At 61.8% G+C, this 20,105-nt stretch carries 15 protein-coding genes; 4 read left to right on the forward strand and 11 right to left on the reverse strand.

Annotation, left to right across the window (positions count from 1 at the left end; genetic code table 11):
• Positions 1 to 5 precede the first annotated feature (5 nt).
• A complete protein-coding gene (locus AF337_RS20935; protein ID WP_049733715.1) occupies positions 6 to 1,100 on the forward strand; it encodes an AbrB family transcriptional regulator in 1,095 nt (364 codons plus the stop codon).
• On the opposite strand, the gene AF337_RS20940 is transcribed toward AF337_RS20935, so the two are convergent.
• Positions 1,060 to 1,971, reverse strand: coding sequence for an AraC family transcriptional regulator (locus AF337_RS20940; protein ID WP_049733606.1), 912 nt, complete (start codon positions 1,969 to 1,971; stop codon positions 1,060 to 1,062). The two genes, AF337_RS20935 and AF337_RS20940, sit on opposite strands and share 41 nt — an antisense overlap.
• Before the next feature lie 39 nt (positions 1,972 to 2,010).
• Between AF337_RS20940 and AF337_RS20945 the strand changes: the two genes are divergently transcribed.
• Positions 2,011 to 2,418, forward strand: a complete 408-nt coding sequence (locus AF337_RS20945) for a DUF2000 family protein (protein ID WP_049733607.1) — start codon at positions 2,011 to 2,013, stop codon at positions 2,416 to 2,418.
• 49 nt (positions 2,419 to 2,467) lie between these two features.
• Here the strand turns inward: AF337_RS20945 and AF337_RS20950 are convergent, their stop codons facing one another.
• The 9 genes from AF337_RS20950 to AF337_RS20995 form a co-directional block, all read right to left on the reverse strand.
• The gene (locus tag AF337_RS20950; RefSeq protein ID WP_049733608.1) at positions 2,468 to 3,133 is read right to left on the reverse strand and encodes a YiaD family glycine zipper/OmpA-like lipoprotein; all 666 of its coding nucleotides are present in this window, start codon (positions 3,131 to 3,133) and stop codon (positions 2,468 to 2,470) included.
• Positions 3,134 to 3,585: 452 nt separating this feature from the next.
• On the reverse strand, positions 3,586 to 4,584 hold the full coding sequence (locus AF337_RS20960) for a flagellin N-terminal helical domain-containing protein (protein ID WP_049733610.1): 999 nt from the start codon (positions 4,582 to 4,584) through the stop codon (positions 3,586 to 3,588).
• Between the two features lie 277 nt (positions 4,585 to 4,861).
• A complete protein-coding gene (locus tag AF337_RS20965; protein WP_049733611.1) occupies positions 4,862 to 8,017 on the reverse strand; it encodes an efflux RND transporter permease subunit in 3,156 nt (1,051 codons plus the stop codon).
• A complete protein-coding gene (locus AF337_RS20970) occupies positions 8,014 to 9,219 on the reverse strand; it encodes an efflux RND transporter periplasmic adaptor subunit (RefSeq protein WP_049733612.1) in 1,206 nt (401 codons plus the stop codon). The genes AF337_RS20965 and AF337_RS20970 overlap by 4 nt, the downstream gene beginning before the upstream one ends.
• A 240-nt stretch (positions 9,220 to 9,459) precedes the next feature.
• Positions 9,460 to 10,359, reverse strand: coding sequence for an adenylate/guanylate cyclase domain-containing protein (locus AF337_RS20975; RefSeq protein ID WP_049733613.1), 900 nt, complete (start codon positions 10,357 to 10,359; stop codon positions 9,460 to 9,462).
• 168 nt (positions 10,360 to 10,527) lie between these two features.
• Positions 10,528 to 12,078 (reverse strand): SpoVR family protein, encoded by a 1,551-nt coding sequence (locus tag AF337_RS20980; RefSeq protein ID WP_049733614.1) that lies wholly within the window; start codon positions 12,076 to 12,078, stop codon positions 10,528 to 10,530.
• Positions 12,075 to 13,349 (reverse strand): YeaH/YhbH family protein, encoded by a 1,275-nt coding sequence (locus AF337_RS20985; protein WP_049733615.1) that lies wholly within the window; start codon positions 13,347 to 13,349, stop codon positions 12,075 to 12,077. The genes AF337_RS20980 and AF337_RS20985 overlap by 4 nt, the downstream gene beginning before the upstream one ends.
• A 12-nt stretch (positions 13,350 to 13,361) precedes the next feature.
• Positions 13,362 to 15,305 carry a PrkA family serine protein kinase gene (locus tag AF337_RS20990; protein WP_049733616.1) on the reverse strand — a complete coding sequence of 648 codons (1,944 nt, stop codon included), beginning with the start codon at positions 15,303 to 15,305 and terminating at the stop codon, positions 13,362 to 13,364.
• A gap of 409 nt (positions 15,306 to 15,714) precedes the next feature.
• Positions 15,715 to 16,191 (reverse strand): VOC family protein, encoded by a 477-nt coding sequence (locus tag AF337_RS20995; protein ID WP_049733617.1) that lies wholly within the window; start codon positions 16,189 to 16,191, stop codon positions 15,715 to 15,717.
• A 229-nt stretch (positions 16,192 to 16,420) separates the two neighbouring features.
• Between AF337_RS20995 and AF337_RS21000 the strand changes: the two genes are divergently transcribed.
• Positions 16,421 to 18,898 carry an ATP-dependent helicase gene (locus tag AF337_RS21000; RefSeq protein WP_049733618.1) on the forward strand — a complete coding sequence of 826 codons (2,478 nt, stop codon included), beginning with the start codon at positions 16,421 to 16,423 and terminating at the stop codon, positions 18,896 to 18,898.
• Between the two features lie 19 nt (positions 18,899 to 18,917).
• On the opposite strand, the gene AF337_RS21005 is transcribed toward AF337_RS21000, so the two are convergent.
• Positions 18,918 to 19,265, reverse strand: coding sequence for a hypothetical protein (locus tag AF337_RS21005; RefSeq protein ID WP_049733716.1), 348 nt, complete (start codon positions 19,263 to 19,265; stop codon positions 18,918 to 18,920).
• Positions 19,266 to 19,540: 275 nt separating this feature from the next.
• Here AF337_RS21005 and AF337_RS21010 point away from each other — a divergent pair, with 275 nt between their 5' ends.
• Complete coding sequence (locus AF337_RS21010) at positions 19,541 to 20,035, forward strand: EF-hand domain-containing protein (protein ID WP_049733619.1); 495 nt, start codon at positions 19,541 to 19,543, stop codon at positions 20,033 to 20,035.
• Positions 20,036 to 20,105 lie beyond the last annotated feature (70 nt).

Below are 20,105 nucleotides of genomic sequence, written 5' to 3' on the forward strand. Positions count from 1 at the left end.
GGATCATGCCATTCAGCGACGCACGCCGCCTGCTGCGCGATGCCGGCCTGCCAAAATGGGCCCTGCTGCTGGCGCTTTCGACCGCTCTCGTCATCTTCCTCGAACTCTTTGCCCTGCCCGCCTCGTTGCTGATCGGACCGATGGCAGCTGCGATCCTGCTGGCGCTCACCGCCGGCAAGGGAAAGCTTCGCGTGCCCGCCTGGCCGCTGCAATTCGGCCAGGTCCTTGTCGGCCTGATGATGGCGCGCACCATCACGCCCGACATTCTCGGCACGATGGCAAAGGACGCACCGCTCTTCCTGCTGTTCATCTTCTCGGTCATCGCCATCGCCACCGGCCTCGGCTGGCTGCTGACACGCTGGCAGGTACTGCCCGGAACCACCGCCGTCTGGGGATCCTCGCCGGGCGGCGCTTCCGCCATGGTCATCATGTCTGAGGCCTATGGCGCCGATGCCCGCCTCGTCGCCTTCATGCAATATCTGCGCGTCGTCTTTGTCGCTGTCGGCGCCTCGGTGATCTCGCGCCTTTGGGTGGCGGCCGACGGCGCCGAGCCGCCGCCGCTCATCCTCTTCCCCGCGGTCGACTGGCCGGCCTTCGCCGCGACCATCGCCTTTGCCGCCCTTTGTGCCTATGGCGTCCGGCGCCTGCGCATCCAGGGCGGCACGATCATCGTACCGCTCTTTCTCGGCGCCTTTCTGCACGGCTTGGGCCTCCTGAAGATCGAGCTGCCGATGTGGCTGCTCGCCATCGCCTATGCGCTCGTCGGCTGGAGCATCGGCCTGCGCTTCACCCGCTCGATCCTTGAGCATGTGGCCCGCGCCCTGCCGCGGGTATCGGCCTGCATCGTGCTGCTGATGGGGCTCTGCGGCTGCATGGCGGCTGCGCTTCATATCTTCGCCGGCATCGATCCGCTGACGGCCTATCTCGCCACCAGCCCGGGCGGTGCCGATTCCGTCGCCATCATCGCCGCCTCCAGCGATGTCGACGTGCCCTTCGTCATGGCGATGCAGACCGGCCGTTTCCTGGTCATTCTGATGATCGGCCCGGCGCTCGCTCGCTTCATCGCCCGTCGTTCCGGCCTTGCGGAAAACCCTGTATAAGGCGGCGCGCGGGGTTATGCGCCAGCGTTGCCCACTGGCCGGGCGTCATGCCGTAGGCCTTCTTGAAATGCCGGTTGAGATGGCTCTGGTCGGCAAAGCCGGTCGCCGCCGCCGTGTCCGAAATCCCCTCTCCCGCGCCGATCATGGTGCGCGGCCGCTGCAGCCGCCGCATCAGCAGATAGCGGTGCGGGCTGGTGGCGAAGGCCGCCCGGAAATGCCGCGACAGCGCGAAACGGTCGAGCCCCGTCACCGCTTCCAGCTCGCCGGAGCGTACTGCGCGGGTCGTATGCGCCTCAAGATAATCTCGCGCCGCCCGCGCCTGCCGCCATGCGACGCTGCCGAGCAGCCGACGCGGCATCGACGCATGCCGGGACAGCCCGCCCGCCACCTGCGAGAGGAAATCGTCGACGAAAAGCTCGTCCAGTTCGCGGTCGAGCTCGCCAAGCGCGGCGAGCAGCACAGCCGCCAGCGCCGGATCGCCGATAACGGGCTGGTCGACGAAAGGCAGACCGACGCCATCGGCCTCCAGGCATTCGAGCAGCAGCGACGGCTCCAGGTAGAGCATGCGGTAGTGCAGCCCGTCCTCGGTCCCCGCCCCGCCGTCATGCTCCTCATCGGGATGCAGCACGATCACCTGCCCCGGCAGGCTGAAGCGCCGCTCGCCGCGATAGCCGAACGTCTGCACGCCCTTCAGCGTCACGCCGAGCGCATAGGTGTCGTGGCGGTGCGGCTCGAAGGCATTGCCTGAAAACTGCGCCTCGATGCGCTCGATGCCGGGAAAAGCCGGCGCCGCCAGGATGGCGTTGCCGGCTGCTCCCGCGCACAAACGTTCAAGACCTTCGAAGGCCTGCGGATGTAGATCCTGGCTCAACCGCCCGAGACTCCCTAACCCGAGGTGAAACACTGTCCGATGTTTGATACCAAAATTGCCGTCGTCCTGCGAAACAATCTTGCCGGCTGGCAGAAGCTGAACGTCGCCGCCTTCCTGATGACCGGCATCGCCGGCGGCCATCCCGAAATCATTGGCGAGCCCTACAAGGACCGCGCCGGCAATCTCTACAACCCGCTGTCGATCCAGCCGATCATCGTGCTCTCCGCCGACGAGTCGACGATATCAGCCATCCACCGCCGCGCGCTGGAGCGCGATATCACCGCCTCTCTCTTCATCGAGGAAATGTTTGCGACCGGCCACGACGCGGCCAACCGTGCCGTCTTCGCCGAATTCGCGCCCGACGATGCCAGGGTGGTCGGTATCGCAATACGGGCCGAAAAGAAGATCGTCGACAAGATCACCAAGGGCGCGACGATGCAGCAGTAACAAAAACGGCCGGGCATAGCCCGGCCGCTTGAAAGACGGAAAATCCGACTCAACCCTGTGTGATCGGCGCGATCTGGATTTCGACGCGGCGGTTCTGGGCGCGGCCGGCTTCGCTGGCGTTGGAGGCGACCGGCTGCGACGGGCCGAAGCCGACGGCGGAGACGCGGCGCTGGTCGATGCCCTGGCCGCCGAGATAATCGGCGACCGAAAGCGCACGGCGCTGCGACAGATCCTGATTGTGCTGCAGGCTGCCGGTCGAATCCGTGTGGCCGTTGACGTCGATCAGCGTGCGGTTGAACTTGCGCAGCACGATCGCCACCGAATTCAGCGTCGGATAGAACCCCGGCTTCACCGCGTCCTGGTCGACGTCGAAGGTGATGTTCGACGGCATGTTGAGAATGATGTTGTCGCCGTTGCGGGTCACCGAAATGCCGGTGCCTTCGAGCTGGGCGCGAAGCTCGGATTCCTGCTGGTCCATGTAATTGCCGATTGCGCCGCCGGCAAGCGCGCCGACGCCGGCGCCGATCAGCGCTGCGTTGCGCTTGCCGTGGCCACCGCCGCCGACAGCCACGCCGACCAGAGCGCCGCCAAGCGCACCAAGCGCCGCGCCGCCCGCCGTATTGGAAACCTTCTGTTCACCGGTATAGGGGTCGGTCGTCGTGCAGGCGCTGAGATAGCTTGCTGCAACAGCCAGAAGTACGAATTTCTTGATCATGGACAGGATGGTCTCCGTTCGAAGCTGATGCGAGCAAATGGCAAGGATTGCGGCAAGAAAATGAAGATGCTCTCGTGATAGGGGAATTTCAGTCGCCGAAATAGGAGCCATGTTGCCGGAATGCGCTGATATCACCAGTTTTCGCGAAGTGGCAGAGCTTGCGGCTAGCTTCGCCACTGACATCTCCACAGGCATCTTTGGGAGCGCCCACTTCTCCTCCCTCATTCCTGTGCTCGTCACAGGAATCCAGCCACCGCGCGTCTGCGCGGTGAATAGCTCTCACCAAGCGTGAAAAGTCTCTCGCGCCCAAAGACTTGGGCGCACTGGATTCCTGTGACGAGCACAGGAATGAGGGAGAGTGGGATAGCACCGCCCCAAAATCGACCGCCGATATCTCGGGAGATCAATAATGGGATAGGCAGTGCGCCGCTCTCAGCATCCAATCACAACCTTTAGAAATTATGGAACAACTGCCTGACCGTATCATACGTCGCATTGGCGATGTTCAGCGATTGCAGGCCGAGCTGCTGCTGCGTCTGCAACGCCTTGAGCTTGCTCGACTCTTCCTCCATGTCGGCATCGACAAGCCGGCCGATGCCGGCGGTGTTGTTGTCGTGCAGTTTGGTGGCGAAATCGTTCTGCAGATTGATGCGCTTTTCCAATGCGCCGAAGGCCGAACCGACCGTCGTCAGCTGCGTCAGCGCGGCATCGACGACGCTGATCATTTCACCGATCTGCCCCTGCGTCGTGGCGTCCGAAAGCGAGATCACCACCTGCCCGGTGGTGGTGCCGTTCTTGCTTTCCATCAGCACATAATTCTGCGAGGCGCCGAGCTCGGTGGCGAAGTAGGCCGATGTCAGCACGCCGTATTCGCCGGAACCGGTGGCGCGGTCGTCGATCAGATAGCGCGCGTCCTTGGAGCTCGTCGCTCCCACAGGCGTATTGTCGATGTGATAGCTCAGCATGCCGACCGAGACCGTGCCGTCCGCATTGCGGATGAAGGAAGCCGGGATCTGGCGCGGCTGCGTCGGCGTCGCGTCGTTGTTGAGAATCACCCAATTGTCGCTGTTGAAGGTCGCCGATTCCGAAACGCTGCGCAGTTGCTCCTGCAGCTGTTTGATCTCTTCGTTGACCTTGTCCTTGTCAACGCCGTCTTCGGTCGCGGCAACCAGCTTGGCTTTGATCTCGGAGACGACGTCGATGACGTTTTCGACGCCGGTATAGGCTGTGCCCATCGTCGCAGCCGCCATGCCGAGCGCATCCTGGATCGCCGACACAGCCTTGTTGTCGGTGCGCGCGGTGGTGGCGACCGACCAGTAGGCGCCATTGTCGGCGGCTTTCGCGACACGCAGGCCGGTCGTGATGTGGTTTTGCGTAACCGTCATATTGCGGTTGATATCGCGCAGCACATGAAGCGCCGCGTCCACGGAGACGCGCTGATAAATACTCACGGGAACTAAACTCCAAAACGCAAACAGGACGCAAACTGCACAAAGAAATGAACCGTTGCCGCGCGGACATTCATGTCCGGGGTCGCTGGGGTTCCAGCGCGTTGTGGCCTTCAAGAAACGAAGAAGACCAGCCGGTTGCTGCTCACGATCATTGCCGTTTATGCTTAACAAACGGCTAAACTTCAGAAGTAATTTATCTTATTTCGCAAGGTTTCATACACCATAAGAAACGCCGCCGAATGGGGATCCGGCGGCGTGTTCAATTCGGATGGAAGGCCTATTCGGCGGCTTGCAGCTGTTCCTCGTCGGGTGCGGCGCGGGGCCGCGTGGCGACCGCCATCTCCTCGTGCAACCGCGCTTCTTCATGGGCGTGCGGTTTGCCGAAGCGGGCGAGCAGCAGATAGGCGACCGGCGTGATGAACAGCGTCACCAGCGTCGCGAAGCCGAGACCGCCGACGATCACCCAGCCGAGGGCGACGCGCGCTTCGGCACCGGCGCCGTGGGCAAAGACCAGCGGCACGCCGCCGAGGATGGTGGCGATCATCGTCATCATCACGGGGCGAAGGCGCAGCGCGCAGGCTTTTTCGATCGACGAGCGCACGTCCTCGCCCCGGTCGCGCAGCTGGTTGGCGAATTCGACGATCAGAATGCCGTTCTTCGCCATGACGCCGACCAAGAGCACCAAGCCGATCTGGCTGTAGATGTTGAGGCTGGAGCCGGTGATGATGAGCGCGAAGACGGCGCAGGCAAGGCCGAGCGGCACCGTTGACATTATGATCAGCGAGGACAGCACGCTCTCGAACTGCGCCGCCAGCACCAGGAAGATGATGACGATGGCAAAGCCGAAGGTCAGCGCCATGCCGCTCGAATTCTCCTCCAGCGTCGCGGCTTCGGCAAGCGGCAGCAGGCGTGCGCCGGCCGGCAGCAGCGGCTGCGCAAGCTGCGTCACCTGCTTGACCGCGTCGCCGAGCGACATGCCGTCCTTCAGACCGGCGGTGATCGCGACTGAGGCGAGCTGCTGCTCGCGGTTCAGCTGCGGCGCAACCGAACCTTCCTTCATCGTGGCGATAACCGACATCGGCACGATCTTGCCGTCGCCAGTTTTCAGGAACACGTTTTCGAGGTCTGTGGGATCGTCGATCGGCCGCGTCGTCGAGGTCAGCAGCACGGGATAGGACTCGCCGTCGACAAAGACGTCGACCACCGAGCGACCTTCGAGCAGCGACTGGATTGCCGTCGAAAGCCCGGTTATGTCGATGCCGAGATCCGAGGCACGCTCGCGGTCGATCGCCACCGACACCTGCGCCTGGCTAGGCTCGTTGGTCAGGCGCGGCGTATCGTACCGGCCGGTAGCGTCGAGGGCCTGGACCAGCTTGGCGGCAGCCGCCGTCAGCGCCTCATGATCATTGCCGATCAGCGCCATCTGGACGCCGCTACCGGCGCCGCGGATGCGCAGGCTGTTGGAGGAGATGGCATTGCCGCGCAGTGCCGGCACCCTTGCTGCCGCCTGATTGATGTCGCCGACGATCTCCGCCTGCGTCCTGTGGCGTTCTCCCCAGGGCGCTAGCGTCAGCACCATGAAGCCGCTGTTCAGCGAACCGCCCTGGCCGGAGATCGAGAAGATGTTGCGGATATCGCCGCGGTCGACGAGCGGCTGCAGATTTTCCTCGACGAGCTGCATCTTGTCGCGGGTGTATTCGAGGCTCGATCCCTGCGGCGTCGTCAGCCGCATCATCACCATCGACCGGTCCTCTTCCGGCGTCAGTTCGCTCCTGACGCTCGAGAAGGCGACGAGTGCCGCGCCGGCAAAGATCACCGAGAACAGGATGACGATGAAGGGCGCATTGAGACATCCGTGCAGCGCCCCTTTGTAGAGCCGGGCAAGCGCCCCGCCCAGACGGCCGAGCGCGCCGTGATCTTCGATCATCGGCTTCGTCAGCATGCGCGAGGCAAGCATCGGGCAGAGCGTCAGCGCCACGATCGACGACAGGCCGACGGAGAAGGCGAGCACGAAGCCGAACTCACGGAAGAGGCCGCCGACCTGTCCCGGCAGGAAGGAAAGTGGGATGAACACGGCCGCGAGCGTCGCGGTCGTCGCGACAACGGCGAAGAACACCTCGCGCGTTCCAAGCACGGCGGCCGCCCGCGGCCCCATACCTTCGGCGCGCCGCCGCACGATGTTTTCGAGCACCACGATCGCGTCGTCGACGACGAGGCCGGTCGCCAGCACGATCGCCAGCAGTGTCAGGATGTTGATCGAGAAGCCGACCATATAGATCGCCGCCAGCGTGCCGATCAGCGCCACCGGCATGCTGACCGCCGGGATCAGCGTCGCCCGCCAGTCGCGCAGGAAGAGATAGATGACGGCGGTGACGATGACGGCGGCAAGCACCAGCGCCAGCACCACCTCGTGGATCGCGCCCTGGATGAAGACGGCGTCGTCGCTGGTGATCGCGATCGTCGTGCCCTCGGGCAGCGTCTTCGACAATTGCTCGACGGCGGCCTTGATGCCGGTCGAGATGTTCAGCGTGTTGGATTGCGCTTGGCGGATGATGCCGAGGCCGATGCCCGGCTTGCCGTTCGAGCGCAGCGCCGTTTCGCCGTCGCGTGGGCCTAGCGTCACCGTCGCGACGTCGCCGAGCCGGACGCGGTCCTGCAGCATGACGTTGGCAAAATCCGCCGGCGTCTGCAGGTTGGCAGTGGCGCGCACCACAATATCCTGCGTATTGCTCTTCAGCGATCCCGCCGGCACGTCGAGCGCGGCATTGTCGAGCGCCTTGGTCAGATCGCCGATGGTCAGCCCGCGGCTCGCCAGAGCGCCCTGATCGACATCGACGCGGAAGACCTTCTCCTGGTCACCATATTCCTCGACGTCGGCGACACCGTCGACGGAGGCGAGGCGATCGATCACCTCGTTTTCGACGAGCTGCGTCAGGTCGTCCATGTTGAGATTGGTGGAGGTGACGGCAAGGCGCATGATCGCCGAGGAATCCGAATCCGCCTTGACGATCTGCGGCGCATCCGCTTCATCGGGCAGGTTTTGGGTGATGCGGCCGATCGCGTCGCGCACGTCGTTGGCGGCGACCGCGAGATCGATCGTATCCGAGAATTCGAGCGTCACCCGGCTCTGGCCAAAGGAAGAGGTCGAGGAGATCGATTTCAGCCCGCTGACGCGCGCGACCGCGCCCTCGATCACCTTGGTCAGTTCCTGGTCGATCGTCTGCGGCGATGCGCCGTCGAAAGTGGTGCGGACGGTGACGACGGGACGGTCCACATCCGGCAGTTCGCGCACCTCGACGCCGACATAAGCCGCAAGGCCGGCGACGACCATCAGCGTGTTGAACACCAGCGCCAGGATCGGCCGGCGAACGAAAAGCGCGGTGAAGCTCTGCTTGCCCGAGGCCCTGTCCTGATGAATTTCGGTCACATTCATTGCGTGGCGACCTCCGCATTCGCGGCGACATCGGCGGAAACGCGCACCGCCCCACCCTCACGCACGCGCTGCAGGCCCTGCGTCACGATCTTGTCGCCGTCCTTGAGATCGGCTTTGACGAGCACGAAATCCGGGTTGCGCTGCACGACGCTGACCCGCACCTTATGCGACTTGTCGTCGGTCACCAGCCAGACGAAGGACCCTTGCGAATCCCACTGGACGGACTGCGGATCGACGGCCGGATATTTATCACCGGGGAATTTCATGCTGACGCTGAAGGACATGCCGGCGCGCAGTTCGTCGGAAGAGTTGTCGATGCGGGCCCGCAATCGAAGCGTACGGCTTGCCGCGTCGATGCGGTTATCGACGGCCTCGACCACGCCGGAAAACATCTGTCCCGGCTTCGCCACCGACATCGCCTCGACCGGCTGGCCGACCGACACCGTGTTGGAGAAGCGCTCCGGCACCCAGAAGTCGACGAGGATTTCCGAACGGTCGTCGAGCGTGACGATCGGGATGCTCGTCGTGACGTTATCGCCGATATTGACGGGCACGATGCCGACGATGCCGTCGATCGGCGCAATAATGTTGCGCCGTGCGAGATTGAGCTCGGCCGCCTGCAGCTGCAGCCGCGCGCCCTGCTCCGCGATTTCGGAATCGAACACATCCATGCGCGACACGCTGGATTTGATGTTGTGATAGAGATTGGATTTCTCGACGGCCGCTTTGACCGCCACATCAGCCTGGCCGCGGGCGATCACCTGCTCCTCGCTGTCGAGCTTGGCCAGCACCTGGCCGGCCTTCACCCTGTCGCCCGACTTGATGAGGATTTCGCGGATCGTACCCGAGGCCTGCGGCGTGACCGCGACCGAGCGGATCGCGTCACCGGTACCGATGGCGTTCAGCCGGTCGTTGACGACGCCCTGGACGACGGCCTGCGTCGCGACGAGAATGGCGCCGTTGCGCCCACCGCCATTGCGGCGGTTCTGTCCCTGGCCCTCTCCCTGCCCCTCGCCACGCTGCTGGCCTTGCGCCCGGGCATCCCCCGTCTCCTCAGCCTTCGGCGCGATCCTGGAAACGATGCTCTCTGGAATACCTGCATCGCGCATCATTTCGCCGGCGCCGGGCACAAAAAAAACCCACGCGGCAAAGCCGGCAACGATGACGATGAGAGAAAGTATCAACTGCTTCCAAAAGGCCATTCACGTCTCCAGAGGGACTCGAGGTTGGACCAGGGTCGGTCGAAAGAGGCGCCGCGGGATCAATATCCCGTCTGATGCGACAATATCGCGCGTTTACAGTTTACCGGCAAGCATAAGCAGCCGGCATTACCGATTTGTAATATCAGCAAAGAATGGGAATAACCCGACCGCTCACTTTTGCTTGAGCGAACCTCGCAAACGTCTTCGACGCCCCTGAAAAAACCAGCCGGGATCGCCGATTTACCGGCGCATCGACCATCGCAAGCCCATGACGGCGGCAATCCCCAGCATCGGCCACACCGCCCAGAACTGCCCCGTCCAGGTGAAGAGGTTGATGCCGACCATGCCGAGCGCCACGATCGCCAGCGAGGTCACCTTCCGGTTGAACAGGATCTGGCTGCGATTCCAGGCGAAGGCAGCGACGACGGCGAGCGCAAGCACCGGAAAGCGCGCCCAGAAAACGCCCTGCCACGATAGAAGATTGATGCCGATCAGCACAGCCGCGATGACGCCGAGCACAGCGAACAGCCTGCGTCCGGCAGGCGCGGGTCTTGCTTCGGCGATCTCAGCCGCCGGCTGCGGCCGCGACGGGCTTGGTCGTTGGGGAGGCGGCGCCTCATCGCCGATCTTCACCGCATAGCTCGGCACGCCTTCATCGACGTTCTTCACCATCAGCGGCCCGAGAAACTCGAAACCGACAGCGACCTTGTTGCGGACCTGATCGTAGACGGTGCTCGATATGACGATGCCGCCGGCCGAAGCCGAGGCCTGCAGCCGCGCGGCGATATTGACCCCGTCGCCGTAGATGTCGTCGCCTTCGACGATCACATCGCCGAGATTGATGCCGATGCGGAACAGCATGCGGCCGTCTTCCGGGCGGCGGGCGTTGAAACCGGCCAGTTCGTTCTGGGTGTCGACGGCCGCGCGCACCGCCTCGACCACGCTCGGGAAATCGGCGATCAGCCCATCGCCCCAGGTATTGATGACGCGGCCGCCATGACTTTCGATCAGGCGCCCCATCGCCTCCCGGCAGCGCTTCAGCGCCGCGAGCGTCCCCTCCTCGTCAGCCCCCATCAGCCGGGTATAGTCCTGCACGTCAGCACAGAAGATCGTCGTCAGCTTGCGCCGCGTTTCACTCATGGTCCCTCGTCTCCGCGCTATTCGCTCCCGGACGGTCGCTGCAAACGTGAATGTGGGTGACTGATGGGCGATTGCAGCGGCGGCAGGTTACTAAGCCTTTGTCTTCGTTGCCATCGATAATTGCGCACTATCGACGGCAACAAATGCGGCTTGGAGACATAGCGACGATCATTGAACGATCTTGCGGGGGCTCGCCGTGTGCTCCCTCGCCACGGTGTTCGAACCATCGATTTCCTGAAGCAACACATCGTAGCCCCAGAGATCGGCAAGATGCTGCAGCACAAGCCTCGTGTCGGCTTCCTGAAGATAGCTGCCGTTCATCATGATGTGCTGCAGCAGCAGGCGGCGGTCGCCGGCGAGGTCGACATCGACGATATCGATTGCCGGATCGGTCCAGCCGATATCGTATTCGCGCGAAAGCTGGCGACGGATGCGCAGGTATCCGCGCTCGTTGTGGATCGCCGAAACCAGAATCCCCTCGGTCTGTTCCGGATCATCGTAGAGATGGAACAGCCGCAACTGGCGGATCAGGTTCGGGCTGAGGAATTGGCTGATGAAACTTTCGTCCCGGTAATTGGCCCAGATGTCGCGCAGGATCGCCATCGCATCGCCCCGTCCCGCTATATCGGGAAACCATGCGCGGTCTTCTTCCGTCGGCTTCGTGACGATCCTCTCGATATCCTGCATCATCGCAAAGCCGAGCGCATAGGGGTTGAAACCCGAGAACCGGCGGTCGTCGTAGCTCGGCTGGAACACGACATTGGAGTGCGACTTCAAGAATTCGAGGAAGTTTCCGTCGCTTATCTGCCCCCGCTCGTGAAGCCGGTTCATGATCTGGTAATGGACGAAGGTGGCGGTTCCCTCGTTCATCACCTTGGTCTGTCGCTGGGGATGGAAATATTGGGCGACATGGCGGACGATGCGAATGATCTCGCGCTGCCATGGCTGCAGCCGCGGCGCGGTTTTTTCGAGAAAATAAAGGATGTTGTCCTGCGGAAGGCCAAGTGCGGCTCGGCGCTTTTCCAGGCCGCCGTCGTTCGTCTTTTTGGCCTTGCCGACGGGAACCGTGCGCCACAGATCGTTGAACATCTGCTCCTCGTGGGTGCGGCGCTCCTGCTGCCGTTTCTCCTCCTGGCGAAGATCGATGGTGGTCTTGCCCGCATAACGATGCACCCCGTGCGACATCAGCGCATGCGCCGCATCCAGCGTCCGCTCGACGGCGGTCTCGCCGTAACGCTCTTCGCAGCGGGTGATATAGCCCTTGGCGAAATCAAGGTAATCGAGGATGCCCTCCGCATCGGTCCAGAGTTTGAAGAGATAATTGTTCTTGAAGAAGTGGTTGTGACCGAAGGCCGCATGCGCGGTGACCAGCGTCTGCATCGTCGCCGTATTCTCCTCCATCAAGTAGGAGATGCAGGGAGAGCTGTTGATGACGATCTCATAGGCGAGGTCGCGCATGCCGCGGCGGTAGAAGGCTTCGTGATGCGCGAAGTGTTTACCAAAGGACCAATGGCGGTAAAAGAGCGGCATGCCGGTCGAGGAATAGGCATCCAGCATCTGCTCCGAGGTGATGACTTCGATCTGGTTCGGATAGACGTCGAGACCGAGCTCGTTAAGCGCGATGTCCTCGCAGGCGTCGTGGATGCGCTGGAGCGTTGAAAAATCCCAGTCGGCACCTTCGAACAACAGCCGTTCTCTGGGCCTCATCGTCATCGTCATGGCGTCACCCTCGACTGTGCGTCACGTTTCTGGAACAGATCATGGAAAACGGGGAATATTTCGTTTCGCCGGCAGACCTTGCGCATCGAAAGCGGCAGCAGCTCGGAGCGTATCCCGTCATAGAGCATCCACAACGGTGACCGCGATACCGACGAGTCGCCGCCTTCTTCGCCAACTTCGATATAGGCGAAGTACTGGCACAGCGGCAAAATCTCGCGCAGCAGCTGTCCGCTCAGGTTTCCGTCCGAATGGGCATTGTCGCCGTCCGAGGCCTGGGCGCCATAGATGTTCCACTCCGCCGGATCGAAACGCGCCGCGATGATCCCGCGCATGGCCGCAAGGGCGCTGGACACAAGCGTGCCGCCGGTGGCCGGACCGTAGAAGAAGGTTTCCTCGTCGACCTCTTCAGCCTTGTCGGTATGGCGGATGAAGACGATCTCCACTTTCTTGTAGCGCTTCGACAGAAAAAGATAGAGCAGCAGGTAAAACCGTTTCGCAAGGTCCTTCATGTGTTCCGACATCGAGCCGGAGACGTCCATCAGGCAGAACATCACGGCTTTGGCCACAGGCTTCGGCTCGTTTTCGAAGCGGCGGTAGCGCACGTCGAGCGGGTCGATATAGGGAATGCGTCGGCTTTTTTCCGTCAGGCTTTTGAGTTTCGCCTCAAGCGCCAGTCGGCTCTCGTCGTCTTCGCATTCCTCGATCTGCCGCTGCAGGGCTTCGATCTCTTCGCGGCGCGGGCGGTGAAGCGCGACGCGGCGCATCATCGCCAGCCGCGTCGTGCGACCGACGGCGATGTTGGACGGCGATCCGGATACCGAATAGCCGGCCCGGAATGGCGTTTCCTCCTCGGTTTCGGCCAGACGCCGCTTGGCAAGGTCGGGCAGTTCCAGATCGTCCAGGAACACGTCGAGGAATTCCTCGCGCGTCAGCACGAAACGGAAGCCATCCTCGCCGTCACCCTCGCCGGCATCCTTTGGTTTTCCGCCTCTGCCGCTTGGCGGGCGTGGAAGGATGTCTCCTTCAACAAAAGCCCTGTTGCCCGGCAAGATGTGATCACTGATGCCACCCTCGCCCCTGCGCAGGCTCGGTTCGGCCATTCCATCGATCGGCAGGCTGATCTCCCCGCCGTCGAGCACATCTCGAATGTTTCGGTTTTGCAGAGAACGTTTCACCGCCTGCTGCACGGCGCCCTTCATGCGTCGAAGGAACCGCTGCCGATTTTCCAGACTTTTACCGCGCGGATTTAACCGCCGGTCGACAATGTGCATAATGGCTCCGCATTAACTTGCCTGTTTGACGCGCATGTACCATTCGACAAGGCGCCGAACCTGCCGCTCCGTGTAACCTCGCGCGGCCATGCGCGAGACGAATTCGCTATGCTTCTTCTCTGTTTCCGAATCCTTCTTCGATCCGAAGGAAATGACCGGCAAAAGATCCTCGACCTGCGAAAACATTCGCTTTTCGATCACTTCCCGGATTTTCTCGTAACTCGTCCATGACGGATTTTTTCCGCCGTTGGCTGCCCGCGACCGCAACGAAAACTTGACGATTTCGTTGCGGAAGTCCTTCGGATTGGCAATGCCCGCCGGCTTTTCGATCTTCGTCAGTTCCTGATTGAGGAGCTCGCGGTCGAGAAGCTGGCCGGTATCGGGATCCTTGAAGTCAACGTCTTCGATCCATGCATCGGCATAATCAACGTAGCGGTCGAACAGGTTCTGTCCGTAATCCGCATAGGACTCAAGATAGGCCTTCTGAATCTCATTGCCAATGAACTCTGCGTAGCGAGGCGCAAGATCGGCCTTGATGAACTCCAGATAACGCTTCTCGACATCGTCGGAAAACTGCTCGCGGCGGATCGCCTGCTCCAGAACGTACATCAGGTGAACCGGATCGGCGCCGATATCGGTGGTATCGTGATTGAAGGTGGAGGCGAGCACTTTGAAGGCGAAGCGGGTCGATATTCCGTCCATGCCCTCGTCGATGCCGGCGGCATCCCGGTATTCCTGAACGCTGCGGGCGCGCGGATCGGTCTCCTTGAGGCTCTCGCCGTCATAGGTGCGCATCTTCGAGAAGAACGTCGAGTTCTCATGCTTGCGCAGACGGGACAACACCGAGAAGCGGGCAAGCATTTCGAGCGTTGCCGGGGCGCACGGCGTATCCGCAAGCTCCGATCCCTCGATCAGCTTCTCGTAGATCTTCTGCTCTTCCGCCACGCGCAGGCAATAGGGAACTTTGATGACGCAGATGCGGTCGATGAAGGCCTCGTTGTTCTTGTTGGCCTTGAAGGTCTGCCATTCCGCTTCGTTCGAATGCGCCAGCACGATACCCGAGAAGGGTATGGCGCCGATATTCTCGGAGCCGATATAGTTGCCCTCCTGCGTCGCTGTCAGCAGCGGGTGCAGCATCTTGATCGGCGCCTTGAACATTTCGACGAATTCAAGCACGCCCTGATTGGCGCGGTTGAGCCCGCCCGAATAGCTGTAGGCGTCGGGATCGTTCTGCGAGTAGGTCTCAAGCTTGCGGATATCGACCTTGCCGACCAGCGACGAGATATCCTGATTGTTCTCGTCACCGGGCTCGGTCTTGGCGATGGCGATCTGGCGCAACCGCGAAGGCTGTATCCTGACGACACGGAAGCGGGAAATATCACCGCCGAAGTCGTCGAGCCGCTTCAGGCACCACGGGCTCATCAAACCGTTCAGGCGCCGCATCGGGATGCCATATTGCTCCTGGAGCAGCGGCCCCATCGTTTCCGGATCGAAAAGGTTGAGCGGACTTTCGAAAACCGGGCTGATCTCGTCGCCCGCCTTCAGCACGTAGATCGGATGAACCTCCATCAGCAGCTTCAGCCGCTCCGCCAAGGACGACTTGCCGCCGCCGACCGGGCCGAGGAGATAGAGGATCTGCTTACGCTCCTCCAGCCCCTGCGCGGCATGCCGGAAGAAGGAAACGATGCGCTCGATCGTCTCTTCCATGCCATGGAAGCCGGCAAAAGCAGGATAGATCCGGATGGTCCTGTTCATGAAGATCCGGCCGAGGCGCGCGTCCCTGGCGGTGTCGACCATCTGCGGCTCGCCTATGGCGGCGAGCAGGCGCTCGGTCGCATTGGCATAGGCGATCGGGTCCTTTTTGCAGAGATCGAGATATTCCTGCACCGACAGGTCGGTTTCGCGGCGCGCTTCGTAACTGCGCGTAAACGCATCGAATACGGATTCACTCAGCATGGGACCTCCATTAAGGTTTATGCCGCAGGCTCTAAGCCGTATAACCATCGAGATGGCTACGGCGTTCCTAAGAATCAATAATTTCGTAGGTATATTCGACGCTCACCGGCTATTTCTTGCAACGCACAAAAACGTGCATTCACCGGTTATTTTTACTCTACGAAACTGTTTCACATTATAGTTGAAAAAAGCACGCTTGCGGTATCAGCACATTTCGCGACGTGACAGAAAGATGAAAAGGGTGTGCAATGTCGCCCGTGATTCGAGTTCCGGAAAAATCGACGATTGGCAGCCAGATCTGCCCAGAGTCGATGCCGGGACAGCATGTGCCGATCCCGGCTGACATCTTGAAAACGGCCGCATTCCGGCCGTGAGTCGATCGTTGCGATCTTCCGCCCGCCGGTGCAATTCAGCCGTTGAATGCCTTCTCCAGCGCGCCGACGTCGATCTTGACCATGCCGAGCATCACCTCGGTCACACGCTTGGCCCGCTCGCGGTCGTCGTCGGCGATCATCTCGGCAAGCATGCGCGGCACGATCTGCCAGGATAGGCCCCAGCGATCCTTCAGCCAGCCGCAGGCCTCCGGCGTGCCGCCATTGGCGAGGAACGCGTCCCATATCCGATCGATCTCGGCCTGGTTTTCCAACAGAATCGCGATCGAGAAGGAATGGTTGAAGCTATCGAGCGGCCCGGCCTTCATCGCCAGGAAGGCCTGATCGCCGAGCGTGAACTCGATCAGCTCGACGCTGCCGGGAGGCCCGCTCGGCGTTTCCGCCGGAAGGATGGTGGTGCGGCCGATGCCGGAATCCGGAATAATGGACACATAAAATTCGACGGCTTCGCGCGCTTCCTCAGCGAACCAGAGATTCGAAACGACCTTCGTCATGATGCAGCCTCCTTGTTGACGGCAGATCCGGACCACTGTCCGATGATCCAAGGACGCCCCACCAACGCGGTTTCCGACAGAGTGCGGCTGATATTTTTCCGTCGTGTCGCCGCTGTCCTATCCAGCAGCCCTGCCGTCATGCACAAACCCCTTGGGATAGCGGCGGCTTGGGAATGAAAGCAGAACATCTTTTCTGGTCTTTCCTTCCCGAATCACTACATTACGCGCCATGAGCAATAGTTTCGACGATATTCCCTTCTTCGACGAAGAGCCGGGCGAGATGGCGCGCAAGCCGCAGCCGCCCGCCGCATCAGCCGGAAGGGCGCCCGCCACCGGTGGCATTGCCGCCCGCGCCATGGCGGCCCGCGACGGCGGCAGCCGGCCGGATTATCTCGCCGGGCTGAACCCCGAGCAGACCGAAGCCGTCGAAACCCTGGAAGGCCCGGTCCTCGTGCTTGCCGGCGCCGGCACCGGCAAGACGCGCGTGCTGACGACCCGCATTGCCCATATCCTCAATACCGGCCGCGCCTTCCCCTCGCAGATTCTCGCCGTCACCTTTACCAACAAGGCCGCCCGCGAGATGAAGGAGCGCATCGCGCTGCTCGTCGGCGGCGCTGTCGAAGGCATGCCCTGGCTCGGCACCTTCCACTCGATCGGCGTCAAGCTTCTGCGCCGCCACGGCGAACTCGTCGGCTTGCGCTCCGATTTCACCATTCTCGACACCGACGATGTCGTCCGCCTGATCAAGCAACTGATCCAAGCCGAAGGCCTCGACGACAAACGCTGGCCGGCCAAACAGTTCGCCGGCATGATCGACACCTGGAAGAACAAGGGGCTCGGCCCGGCCGATATCCCCGAGGGCGATGCCCGCGCCTTTGCCAATGGCCGCGGCCGCGACCTCTATTTCGCCTATCAGGCGCGCCTGACGACGCTGAATGCCTGCGATTTCGGCGACCTGCTGATGCATCCGATCGCGATCTTCCGCAAGAACCCGGATCTCTTGAAGGAATATCACGGCCGCTTCCGCTATATCCTCGTCGACGAGTATCAGGACACCAACACCGCGCAATATATGTGGCTCCGGCTCCTTGCCCAGCGCGCCAAGGGCGAGCCGCAGAACGTCTGCTGCGTCGGCGACGACGATCAGTCGATTTATGGCTGGCGCGGCGCCGAGGTCGACAACATCCTGCGCTTCGAGAAGGATTTCCCCGGCGCCAAGGTCATCAAGCTCGAGCGCAACTACCGCTCGACCGAACACATCCTCGGAGCCGCCGCCCATCTGATCGCCCATAATGAAGGGCGGCTTGGCAAGACGCTGTTCACCGAACGCTCCAATCCGGATGACGTCAAGGTACAGGTGCATGCCTCCTGGGATTCGGAGGAGGAAGCCCGCGCCATCGGCGAGGAGATTGAGCAGCTTCAGCGCGGCAAACATCTGCTGAACGATATGGCGATCCTCGTGCGCGCCTCCTTCCAGATGCGCGAATTCGAAGACCGTTTCGTCACACTCGGCCTCAACTACCGCGTCATCGGCGGCCCGCGCTTCTACGAGCGCCTCGAGATCCGCGATGCCATGGCCTATTTCCGCCTTGTCGCTCAAGCTTCCGACGACCTCGCCTTCGAGCGCATCATCAACACGCCGAAGCGCGGTCTCGGCGATACGACGGTGCGCGCACTGCATGACTACGCGCGAGCCCGCGATATCCCGATGCTTGCGGCAGCCGCCGACATCATCGAAACGGACGAGTTGAAGCCGAAGGCGCGCAAAGCCCTCTTCGACGTGATTCAATCTTTCCGCCGATGGCAGGAACTGCTTGAAAACACACCGCATACCGAACTTGCCGAGCAGATCCTCGAAGAGTCCGGCTATACCGACATGTGGAAGAACGACAAGAGCGCCGAAGCGCCCGGCCGCCTTGAAAACCTGAAGGAACTGATCCGCTCGATGGAAAGCTTCGAGTCGATGCGGGGCTTTCTCGAGCACGTCTCTCTTGTCATGGATGCCGAGACCAACGAGAACCTCGATGCCGTCTCGATCATGACGCTGCACTCGGCCAAGGGCCTGGAGTTCGACACCGTTTTCCTGCCGGGCTGGGAGGAAGGTCTCTTCCCGCATCAGCGCTCGCTCGATGAAAGCGGCCGCGCCGGCCTGGAGGAGGAACGCCGCCTCGCCTATGTCGGCATCACCCGCGCCAAGCACCGCTGCCACATCTGGTTCGTCTCCAACCGCCGCATCCACGGCCTCTGGCAATCGACCCTGCCCTCGCGCTTCCTCGACGAATTGCCGGAGACCCATGTCGAGGTGGCCGAAATGGAACAGAACTATGGTGGCTATGGCCGTGGCGGCTACGGCCAGTCCCGCTTCGACAAATCAGAACCCTTTACCAATTCCTATTCCACCCCCGGCTGGAAACGCGCCCAGGCCAACAAGACCGACGCCACGCGCGACAATTGGGGCAGCCGCTCCGGCCACGCCGTCGAACGTATCGGCTATGGCGAAAGCGGCCCGAAGGGGCGGACAATCGACGGCGAGCTGGTGGCAAAATCCACCTCGTCGGAACCGTCGCGCTTTACCCTCGGCGACCGCGTGTTCCATTTGAAATTCGGCAATGGCAACATCACCGGCATCGAAGGCAACAAACTGACGATCGAGTTCGACCGGGCCGGCCAGAAGCGGGTGCTGGACGGGTTCGTCGAGCGCGTCTGACCCGCAGCGCCGAGAACCTTCAGCCGAGCATTCGCATGCTTCCCAGCCCGAGGATGTCGTTCATCAGGGCGATGCCCATGCCGCCAGCCACGATCGACAATCCGATCAGGAAGAGCCGGCGCGACCGGTCATATTTGACGGCGAGCAGCGAGTCCCGCGCCAAGAGATCGGCAAACACCTTCACCTGAATGGCGATGCCGACGGTCAGGAACGACATCGGCAGCAGGTCGATGCGGCTCCAGTCATTGGGATTGGAAACCCAGAGGCTGATGAAATTAAGGGAGAAACCGAGGATGATCCCGGTCGCCGTCAGCGACCCGTTGCGGAACGTCGCATCGATCTTCTCGTTCGGTTCTGCCTCGGACATGGTTTCGCTTCCGGCTTGCGTCTGAGCAAGAAAGGCAGAAATCGCGGCCGGGAGCAAGATCGCCCTCGCATCTCGCTTTCGCGACCGGTGCAGAACTCCGTCCGGCCGAACCCCCCCACCTATAAAAATACAATAATTCCAATAGGATATATTTGGTAACCGAAAAGTTAACGTGTCAAAACGTCGCTTTGACGCATTGCGCAAATCAGCTTAGCCCGGAATCTGCCCGTCCATGAAAGGCGGGCTTCACGACGAACTTTTCGAAGGAGGTTCAAGTGACCAGTGTTTCATCTCTCGGCAGCACATTATCCCAGTACCAGTCTCCGCTTTCCAGCCTCGACAAGAATGGCGACGGCGTCATTTCCCCGGATGAGCTCGCCGCCGCATCGCAATCCTCGTCATCCGGCACGGCTGCGACATCAGACGACAGCGGCGCCGATATCGCCAAAAAAATCACCGCCGACATCCTGTCATTGATGCTGTCCCTGCAGAAGACTGACGGCAGCGACGATCAGAGCGACGGCAGCGATCAGAGCGACGACGATTCCAAGGGCATCTTTGCCGCGATGGATACAAATGGCGACGGCAAGTTGACCGAGTCCGAATTCCTCGCCGCCGATCCGAACAAAATTAATGCGTCAGGCGATAGCGACCCGCTCCTCACCAAAGTGCTGAGCGACATGCAGACGGCCCTGCAAGCCCACCGCAATACCTACGGCGCTTCCGCCGCAGCGGATGATTCCACAGCCGACGGCGTGACCGCGGCATAGTTCGGCATGGGGCTCCGCCGGGGGAGCCTCGATCCGCCGCCAGACGCAAAATCGGCTTCCTCCTTCCCTT

It is taken from the genome of Rhizobium ecuadorense, assembly GCF_001187535.1.
Taxonomy (GTDB): domain Bacteria; phylum Pseudomonadota; class Alphaproteobacteria; order Rhizobiales; family Rhizobiaceae; genus Rhizobium; species Rhizobium ecuadorense.